General features: G+C 51.3%; 9 protein-coding genes. 2 read left to right on the top strand and 7 right to left on the bottom strand.

Annotation, left to right across the window (positions count from 1 at the left end; genetic code table 11):
- Window positions 1-116: 116 nt before the first annotated feature.
- The 5 genes from FJ147_24600 to FJ147_24620 all read right to left on the bottom strand — a co-directional run bounded on the left by FJ147_24600 (window position 117) and on the right by FJ147_24620 (window position 6,634).
- Entirely contained in the window at window positions 117-431 is a 315-nt protein-coding gene (locus FJ147_24600; GenBank protein MBM4259067.1) for a hypothetical protein, read from the bottom strand.
- 78 nt (window positions 432-509) lie between these two features.
- The gene (locus tag FJ147_24605; GenBank protein ID MBM4259068.1) at window positions 510-1,079 is read right to left on the bottom strand and encodes a hypothetical protein; all 570 of its coding nucleotides are present in this window, start codon (window positions 1,077-1,079) and stop codon (window positions 510-512) included.
- Window positions 1,080-1,705: 626 nt separating this feature from the next.
- The gene (locus FJ147_24610; GenBank protein MBM4259069.1) at window positions 1,706-1,954 is read right to left on the bottom strand and encodes a hypothetical protein; all 249 of its coding nucleotides are present in this window, start codon (window positions 1,952-1,954) and stop codon (window positions 1,706-1,708) included.
- Window positions 1,955-2,000: 46 nt separating this feature from the next.
- The gene (gene secA, locus FJ147_24615) at window positions 2,001-5,582 is read right to left on the bottom strand and encodes a preprotein translocase subunit SecA (protein ID MBM4259070.1); all 3,582 of its coding nucleotides are present in this window, start codon (window positions 5,580-5,582) and stop codon (window positions 2,001-2,003) included.
- Between the two features lie 92 nt (window positions 5,583-5,674).
- Window positions 5,675-6,634 (bottom strand): glutamate racemase, encoded by a 960-nt coding sequence (locus FJ147_24620; protein ID MBM4259071.1) that lies wholly within the window; start codon window positions 6,632-6,634, stop codon window positions 5,675-5,677.
- Between FJ147_24620 and FJ147_24625 the strand changes: the two genes are divergently transcribed.
- On the top strand, window positions 6,586-7,188 hold the full coding sequence (locus FJ147_24625; protein ID MBM4259072.1) for a hypothetical protein: 603 nt from the start codon (window positions 6,586-6,588) through the stop codon (window positions 7,186-7,188). The genes FJ147_24620 and FJ147_24625 overlap by 49 nt on opposite strands.
- A 126-nt stretch (window positions 7,189-7,314) precedes the next feature.
- The gene (locus FJ147_24630) at window positions 7,315-8,286 is read left to right on the top strand and encodes a DUF1152 domain-containing protein (protein ID MBM4259073.1); all 972 of its coding nucleotides are present in this window, start codon (window positions 7,315-7,317) and stop codon (window positions 8,284-8,286) included.
- A 33-nt stretch (window positions 8,287-8,319) separates the two neighbouring features.
- Here FJ147_24630 and FJ147_24635 read toward each other — a convergent pair whose 3' ends face one another.
- Window positions 8,320-9,063 (bottom strand): class I SAM-dependent methyltransferase, encoded by a 744-nt coding sequence (locus tag FJ147_24635; protein ID MBM4259074.1) that lies wholly within the window; start codon window positions 9,061-9,063, stop codon window positions 8,320-8,322.
- 51 nt (window positions 9,064-9,114) lie between these two features.
- Window positions 9,115-9,717: a GNAT family N-acetyltransferase gene (locus FJ147_24640; protein MBM4259075.1), complete on the bottom strand. Its 603-nt coding sequence runs from the start codon at window positions 9,715-9,717 to the stop codon at window positions 9,115-9,117.
- Between the last annotated feature and the right edge of the window lie 122 nt (window positions 9,718-9,839).

Consider the following 9,839-nt stretch of genomic DNA (forward strand, 5'->3'; position numbering starts at 1 on the left):
TCCTTCCTGCCCCAGCGGACCTTCCTGGGAGGAGAACCTATGGGGTGCGTGACGGGCCTGCACGCCGGATCGCTCCGAAGCTTTTCGGGTCGCACGGCCAGCGGCCGTGGTTTCAGCTAGGAATGACTCTTCTCACTCAGCACGAGTCCGAGGTCCGCGCAAATAAAACTCAGCAATTCTTCAAACGTGAGCGTTGTATAACAGACATAGGCAAACTGTACTGGCTCTCTCAGCTCTGACATCAGCTTGCGCAGTAACGTTGTCTTACCAGTTCCCACTTCGCCAATGAGAGAAATAAACCCTTTACGTTCACGAATACCGTACAGTAACCCAGCGTACGTCTCCTGATAGACGGGGTTACTATAGAAGAAGCGCGGATCGGGAGTGACATTAAACGGTTTCTCACGAAAACCAAAATGTTCAAGATACATGGGAGGTCCAATATAACTAGGAGTGTTTGATTAGGAGTCTTCGGCGCAACAGTTCATTCGTGTTTTGGGGCGTTTCTCCTACACGGCATCCACACAAGTATAATCGACTTCAATCGCAATACTACGATTGAGCAAATCAATCGACAGCACGACTAATCCTTTCTTCGATTTGATCTGCACTAACACCCCCTCGACGCCAGTCAACGGGCCATGCACAAAGCGAACTCTTGTCCCTTCTCGTAAGCGTGCATACGGCCAAATCGGGACACTCACTCGCAACGCAGACTGTATAGCTTCTATCTCGTTGTTTGGTACTGTGGCAAGACAGTCCCATCGCTCCCCCAGGATTGAGACCACCCCTCTAGCCTTCCGCAGCTCAACGTAGCTCGCTTTATCCATCGCATGGTTGACGAAGACATATCCTGGGAACAACGGTGCCGTCGCAAGGTGTCGCATGTCACCACAACCCGGGTTCTGAGCGATTCTAGGCAGAAACAAACTGAATCCTTTCTTCACCAGTTGATCGTACACCAGCCCCTCGCAATTACTTCGCGTGTAGAGCATGTACCATTGGGAAGACATGCCCCTTGTACTGTAACACGAATTAACGTGTTCCCAACCATTTGGATCCACAGTTGCCGGCGTCATAAGCAAGGCTCCGCCCCCTTTGGTTCCTCAGCTCATCAGTGACGAGCAACCAATCGAGCACAGGATAGGAAAGTCCATCCCGTTGCTTTTGAAGAGGGCGGCTTATTCCAGTTCTCATGACACCACCCTTCCCTTTTGACAAAGGAATTCTCCTCTCTTGTCCCAGGTCTTCCTGGTATCCTTCGGTTTCGCAATTGTTTTCTTTAGTCTTCTCTTGTGGACAGGAATTCCTTCACGCGCATAAGAATTCAGACGAAAACGCTATCCTACTAGTAGTTAGCGCCTACTCGTCTCCCCAAAACGGCGCTAGGACACACCATATCGCCACACAACAGTCACGAAAGAGTGAGCACGCTCGATTCCATTTTGGGCTACCTCACACACAGAGAGGGTCCCGTTGATACCGATTTCGAGAGAACTGACCTGAGTTATATTTCTCCCACGAATCCTTAGCAGGTCGTACTGCCTTTAATTTGTCTACGGCAAAAAGCATACCACAAAATTCATGCCATTCAAATTTTCTTATCAGTCAGGTTATCAACGTAAAAAGCGTTAAATTAAACCGTACGTAGAACTCGGGAGGCTAACCATTACGGCAATGCGGGTCTCCGCACGATTGAACAGTCTCACACTTGCCCGACGAAAGAACAGGCAGGGAATATAAGGTTGAGGGTTGATATGATGGGCGACTCGTCGCATTTCTTCCGTCGACGACCACCGATAATCTCGCCTTGGATTTGGTTGACTGTGGCCAGACAGCGGCGAACCTGTCCAACCACCATTGATGTCGCCTGCACTTTGTTGACGCTAGAATTCGATCCGCAAGCGACACTGGAAAAATGGAAGCGTCCGGCCACAATTGGTTGCCTGATCATCCCCTCTTTCATCCCCCCCCCCATTCCATCCCAGCACGCATAAATATCACTGACCGTGACATTTTTTGAACTTCTTACCACTGCCACACGGACAGAGGTCGTTCCGTCCAACCTTGGGAGCTTCCCGTTTCAATGGCGACGGTTGCGATTGCACCGCCACATCTCCGTGGCTCATCACCACCTGTCGCTGCGGAACCGGCCTTGGTTCTATCCGTTGTACATCCTCTTGTCGCGCGATCTGGACGGTAAACAGCTTCTCGACGACATCTTCTTGCATACGTTGGGATAGTGCCTCGAACATCGCAAAAGCTTCTTTTTGGTATTCCTGCAATGGATTCCGCTGGGCATATCCTCGAAGACCGATTCCCTCCTTCAAGTGGTCCATTGATAGCAGGTGATCTTTCCACAATCCATCCATCGTTTGCAGGAGAATCATCTTCTCCAAGTAACGCATAACCTCGGAAGAAAAATTCTGCTCTTTGGCGTCGTATGCTTGTACCACTGAGTCTTGCACAAATTTGGTCAGCGACTCAGGGGCATAGGAGTCTTGTTCTTCTGAGCCAAGAGCCAAGCGATAGTTGAACTGGCGGAAAAGGGCATCGTCTAAGGCTTTCCAATCCCACTCTTCAGGGGCGATGTTATCATTAACGTAGCTAGAAACAGTCTGTTCGGCTAAGTCTTCTACCATGCCCACGACCGCAGGTTTGAGGTTGTCACCGGCCAAAAATCCTCGCCTTTGCTGGTAGATAACTTCCCGCTGTTTGTTCATTACATCATCATATTCCAGGAGATGTTTACGGATATCGAAGTTGTGAGACTCAACCCGCTTTTGCGCATTTTCAATCGCCCGCGTGACCAGCCGGTGCTCAATCGGTTCTCCTTCTTCCATCCCCAGTCGATCCATGACACGTTGAATCCGTTCAGCACCAAAGATGCGCAGCAGGTCATCCGCCAGCGATAAGTAGAACCGCGAAGAGCCAGGGTCACCTTGGCGCCCCGCTCGCCCACGCAACTGGTTGTCAATACGACGCGCTTCATGGCGTTCCGTACCGAGGATGTGTAACCCTCCCGCCGTAAAAACTTTTTCGCGTTCTTCAGCGCATATTTTTTGATACTTTCCTAAGACTTCATCATACATTTGTTGATACACATCTGGGGCCTTCTCCAGTTGAGCACGCACTTCCTCTACCACTTTCACGCGCGCCCGCCGCTGCTCCTCATACGCACGTTCGGCAGTGGCAATCGCCTCCTCATACGGCTTGTGTCGCTCCTCATACTGGCGCTCAGCATCCTCGTATGCATCGACCGCCCCTTCATACGCATTACGCGCATCCTCATATTGTCGTCCTGCTTCCCCATTCTCACTCACAGATCCAACCGCAAGCCGTAATACCGCCTTGTCATACTCTTCAAGGAGCTTTTCATACCGACTTCGCACTGCATCAAAACGTTCACTCACCGCTGTCGTTCCTATACGTGTCAGCAACTCTCCGTACTCCGATTGTACCGTTTCGTACTCATGCATCTGGTCTTCAGTCAGGGCCGGACCGATAACCTTATCGTACTCACTCAGCGCATGCTCATAGGCAAGGCGTGCATCTCCATAAAACGTCACCAATGAAGAATCGACACCTCCACCATTCTGCATGGCGAAACGAGGAGCAACCTCTTTGTATTCAGATTTCGCTTTCTGCCATGAGGCATGAAGAAACGGACGGTACGTTTCTGTCATACGTTTGAGTGCGGCGTTGCGTGCTTCTTCAAACGGGAGCCATTCCTTCTCATACTTCTGCCGTGCCTGACTAACGGTTTCGTTATATTCAGTGCGTAGCTCCTCCAAGCTTTCTTCATAACTCTTTGTCGTCTGCGTGGCGGTGGCGGCGTTCGCTCCAAGTTTAGTGTGAAGCCACTGTTTCTCAATTTCCGCCCGGGCAAGAAATTCTGGGTTACCTCCGAGTAGAATATCAGTTCCGCGCCCAGCCATATTGGTCGCGATGGTCACGACTCCCAACCGCCCGGCTTGCGCAATGATATTGGCCTCAGCTTCATGATTCACAGCATTGAGGACGCTGTGTTTGATCCCCTTCTTCTTCAGTAACTTACTCAAGTGTTCAGATTTCTCGACCGAGATCGTTCCGACCAGCACTGGCTGCCCACGGCCATGGCAATCAGCGATATCAGCGATCACCGCATCAAACTTCTCGCGTTCGCTTTTATACACTACGTCAGGATGGTCGATACGAACCATCTTCTTATTTGGTGGAATCACCACGACATCAAGGTTATAAATCTTCTTGAATTCGACCGACTCGGTGTCGGCAGTGCCGGTCATACCCGCAAGCTTCTTGTACATGCGGAAATAATTCTGAATCGTGATGGTTGCAAGCGTTTGGTTCTCTTCACGAATACGGACTCCTTCTTTCGCCTCAACCGCTTGATGTAATCCATCAGACCAGCGCCGACCTGGCATGAGTCGACCGGTGAACTCGTCGACAATAATTACTTCGCCGTCTTTAATGACGTAATCCACATCGCGGCGGAACACCGCGTGCGCTTTCAGCGCTTGATTCACATGATGAAGGGCACCAATTTCAGCGGGATCGTAGAGATTCTTCACTCCCAGGAGACGCTCGACTTTCGCGATGCCTTCTTCGGTTAAGGTCGCCGTACGTAGCTTCTCATCGATTGAATAATCAACATCTTTTTGCAACCGAGGAATGACTCGGTTAATACTATAATACTTTTGCGTCGATTCCTCTGCCGGTCCAGAAATGATCAATGGTGTCCGGGCTTCATCGACAAGGATGTTGTCGACCTCATCGACAATCGCAAATTGCAACTCGCGCTGGACGTAATCGTCAAGGCTGAACTTCATGTTATCGCGGAGATAATCAAAGCCGAACTCATTGTTCGTTCCATAGGTAATGTCGGCAAGGTAGGCCTCTCGCCTTTCGATTGGACGCAGATTGATGTAGCGGTAATCCTTGACCATGTAGGTCGGGTCAAAAAGGAAGCTCGTATCGTGGACAATCGACGCTACGGATAATCCAAGCGCATGATAGATGGGCCCCATCCACTGCACGTCACGTCGCGCAAGATAATCATTAACAGTAACTAAATGTGCACCACGTCCTAAAAGCGCGTTGAGATACAACGGCAAGGTGGCAACCAGGGTTTTTCCTTCTCCCGTCTTCATTTCGGAGATTTTCCCCTGGTGCAAGACAATCCCACCAAACATCTGGCTGTCAAAATGTCGCATGCCTGTCACTCGGCGTGAGGTTTCCCGGACAACCGCAAAGGCGTGGGGGAGGATTTCGTTCAGCGCCTCAGCCTCAGCTTGGCGCACCTCTTTTTCATACCGCTCAGCCTCCTCCTGCCACTGCATGCGTGCCTCGTCATCTTCGGCAGCGTGCAATTGTTCCTGCGCTTCAGCCAGTTGGGTTCGCGCCGGTTGGGTCACCTCAGCAATACGACTGCGAAACTCGTCAGTCTTTGCCCGTAATCCATCCATATCGAGGCTGGTGAGTTCTGACTCGAATTGATTGACTTCTGCTACCACGGAACGAAGCCTTTTCAGCTCTCGGTCGTTTTTGCTGCCGATGAGCTTGCGTAGCAAGGCACTGAACATAATTTTTCCCTACCCCCTTACAAATTCTCTGGTGGGACTACTGCACGAGGTCGGCGCCATTGTACCTCTATCGGCGACAAAAGCGTAGCCATTTAGCGCTCAATTCGTACCGCAGACTCAATCTGCTCGCCCAGGAAACGAGCACCCACTTTCACGAACCGATCGGGTACGTCTGTCACAAAAAAACTGGCTCCACCATGTCCCCGTCGTCGCAGTAAACCGTAACTGAGGAGCGTTGTTTTCACAACCTTTGCAGTTTCTTCCGCGGAGTCGACCAGCGCAACCTGGGGTCCAAAAAACTCACCAATGCATTTCTTCAGCAGCGGGTAATGGGTACAGCCCAGCACGAGTGTGTCGATGGCACTTTGCTTCAGGCTTTTCAGATAACGAGCCACAGCCCCGCGTGCGACCTCGTTATCTATCCATCCCTCTTCCACGAGTGGAACAAACATCGGACAGGCACGGGAGTACACTTCGACTTCAGGATCTAATTCTCGCAAGGCTTGGGTGTACGCACCGCTGCTAATGGTTGCCTCTGTCCCAATCACACCGATATGACCATTCTTGCTACGCCGTATCGCCGCGCGGGCTCCTGGTTCAATTACGCCAACCACGGGCACCTCATAACGTTCTCGCAATACGTCAAGCGCCACTGCTGAGGCAGTATTACAAGCGACGACCAGCATTTTGAGTCCACGTTCGAGTAAGAAATCCGAGTTCTCACAAGAATAACGGCGAACGACATCAGGAGACTTGGTCCCGTATGGCGAGCGTGCCGTATCGCCGAGGTACACAAGCGTCTCATGCGGTAACAGTCGGGCAATTTGCTGAAGGACCGTCAACCCTCCGATACCAGAATCAAAAATACCGATGGCTTTTTCGCGTGCCACCCCACACTCCCAAGAAACAATTCCTGCATTAAATCGTCTTCGTCGTACCCAAGCAAGGCCGCAGCGCAGTTGCAGAGCATTCAGTTTTTCTCGATAATGATGTTGTGAGGGTGATGTTGGTGCGGCGAATAGTCTTGAGTCTTTTCTTCTTGTCTTTCCCATTCCTATCGAGTTGTACTCCTCAGCCTCAGCCCCAGCTTGTCGAAGAGGTGCCTCAAGTTGAGGCCTTTGACCGAGTGGATCCTGAAATTTCCCTCCCCTGGGGGCAGGACGAGCGCACCGTTGTCACCGTCAGCAAGTCATGCCAGACACTCAACATCTACAATTACGGGAAACTGGTACGCACCTTTCCCGTGGTGTTGGGGCGAAACCCCGGACGCAAGTTGTATCAGGGAGACCGGCGCACTCCGAACGGCCTCTATACGATTATCGACAGTGACCCGCATCCGCGGTGGTGGCGATTCATGCTCCTGGATTACCCCTCCGAAGAGGATGCCCGACGTTATCGCCAAGAATTGTCTCAGGGAAAAGTTCCGGGCCACAAGCATGGAGGCCCTGGACCAGGTGGAGCCATAGGCATACATGGAAGCGATCGCGAAGCATTTAACCGGGCAAAAATTAACTGGACCCTAGGCTGTATTTCCTTCCTTAATGGTGACATGAAAGAATTTGAAAAAATGGTTTCACTGGGAACATTAGTCTATATCCACGACTGATGTGGCTCCTCATCTTTTCTTCATAAACTTCACCGACAACGCAACATTTTCCACTTACACAAAGTAAAACTTCACAATCAGATAGTTAACCTACTACTTACAACTGTTTCACGAGAAACATTTTTTATGGTACAGGTTCCTCACTCTCTCGAAACCTTGCTCAAACGCGGCGCCCATGCATTAGTCATTGGCGTGGGAGGCGGTGGAGGCGTCGTCGGCGCACTCGCGACAGCTCGATTCTTGGAGTTCTGCGGGCTACGTTTTACACTAGGCGGATTACCTTGGGAGCGTTTCGTCTATGATCCCCTTCCAGGGCCGCGAGGATTACTAGAAGTGAGGAACGTGCGTGCCCTACATCCATATGCTTGGATGGTAAACGGCTCGACACACTCTCATACCGGGGTGCGGTTTACAGAGACGGAGATGGCCGCCCTGTATGGTAGGGAAGTATTGCACATCGATATCAACGGAGGTGTGGCTGGAGCATTATCCGGCCTCGAAGCCGCCATAACAGCGCTGGGAATAGACCTTGTTGTTGGAATCGATGTCGGTGGCGATTCTCTCGCCTATGGTGAAGAAGTAGGATTGCGTAGCCCATTAGCCGATGCGGTTATGCTTGCTGCATTTACCGAACTAGAGAAAAAAGGAGTGCCGACGATCTGGGGAGTATTCGGTTACGGCAGCGATGGAGAACTGACGACATATGAGATAGAGCGTGCACTCGCTCGCGTTGCAGAGGCAGGTGGACTCCTGGGAGCAACCGCACTGACGCCACAGATCGTCTGCGAGCTTGAAGATGTGATCGAAAAAGTCCCAACCGAAGCGAGCGCTCTTCCACTGCGCTGCGCTAAGGGAGCATGGGGAGAAGCCAGTATCCGCTATGATGAGCATACGGTAAAACTGACCCCGCTCACGACTCTGACCTTCTACCTTACTCCGACGGCGGTTTTCGCAACCGTCGCACGGCCAGCCCGCGCCGTTACTGCAAGCACTTCATTAGAAGAAGCGAACACTGTGCTGAATGCATTAGGAATTAAGACCGAACTTGATCTAGAACGTGAACGTGCCCGCAAGCTTGTGCAAGAAAACAAATGTTGAGCAAAAAAGCGCGCAAGCGTAGGAAGCCTCGCGTTAAGCGTGCGTTGGCAGCTTATCGAGACGTGCGCGATAAATCACATGAAAGTCAGTGCTCTCAATGGGCTCCCAAAAGTCCTGCTTATCGAATAGGTCTCTGTTATCGGTCTGCGCGTAGAGAATATACACCTCTCGTGGATTATTCTTGAGGTCCGTTGCCAGTCTTTCTACCATGTCCACCATCAAGGGTCGGGTGAAGGGGTTGTAGAAATAACAGACCAGCGGTCCATCCGGCAGCGCGTAGCGTAATGCGTCCTCGTGGTGGCATTCGACCCGGCCAGCCCGACATCGTTCTGGAGGAATCTTTTTCAGATTGGCAGAGGCGATCTCGCAGAGTTCGCGCGAGAATTCGACACCAAAGACCGCCTTAAAGGGCCATTGCGCAGCGATCAGTAAGACTCGGCCTTTGCCCGCGCCAAAATCTACGAAGGTAAACCGGCTGTGATCGATAACCAACCCCTTAATAGCCTGGGTAGCGAAAGCATGCGGAGAAGGCTGATAACGATGGGCATAGGCTGCATTGTCGGCGGCGTCGACATCAAGAGACCAGAGCTCACGAATTTCTTCGGTATCGACACCAAGGGAGCTATCGAACTCCGACGGTTGCACCGCAGATTTTTGGAATAAACGCCCAGAGAAGGCATCTTTTGCGTAGAGAACAACGTTTTTCACTGCGAGTTGTACAAAGCTTCCTAACGAATGACGCTTCCAAGCCGACTGTAGATGTTTTACCAGATCCACGAAGTATCCTCTCGATTCGTTGCTGTGAACGCTGCATTGGCGTAGGAAAACTCATCTACCAAAGCGCAGTATCCTTTTGATTTTCGTCTTCAGGCCAAACTTCTCGGACAATCCGCCAAGCCGCTTCGAAAGAGTTTCCATATAAAGGTGGCCATGGACAATTGCCATATTGCGCAATGTCTTCTTGACAAAGACAACGTTCGCACATTGCCGCTCGTGCGTAGCGAACAAGCGTTTGTGATCTCCCTCGCCTTCGGTGAAGTCAAAGGCCTTAAAACACGCTTCGGCGAAAAGCTGCTCTAGCGCTAACCATTGTAGTATGGTGCCCACCGACATATTCCTGTACTCGGGATCATAACCAAGGTAGGCATAAATAAGCACGCCGTCATTCACTGGGCAATAAAGATAGGACACGGGTTTGGCATCATCGAACAAAACATAGGCTCGTACGCGGTTTTCCGCAGCCAACGCTTCGGCTTGCTGGAGGAAGACGTCCGAATCCGGAATGCCGGCATTGAGCAGCCGCTCCTGGTATGTGAGTTTGGACACCGTCCGCGCGAGTTGAAAGAATTCGCGCATCTCGTGTTGTTCCTTGTAGGTTTTCCATGGAATGGAACCGCCACAGTGCTCTGCATATTTCTTGATCTTAGGCACTTAGAAAAAACAAATTGAACAAGCAGCTTGAGGCGGCTACCCTGCTGGCATGACACGAGCGGAGCAAGTGGAATTCATTCGACACAAATATACGGCTTTGGCGCCCTTGCTGAACGAAAGGA

The sequence above is a fragment of the Deltaproteobacteria bacterium genome, from assembly GCA_016874775.1.
Taxonomy (GTDB): Bacteria; Desulfobacterota; Binatia; order Bin18; family Bin18; genus VGTJ01.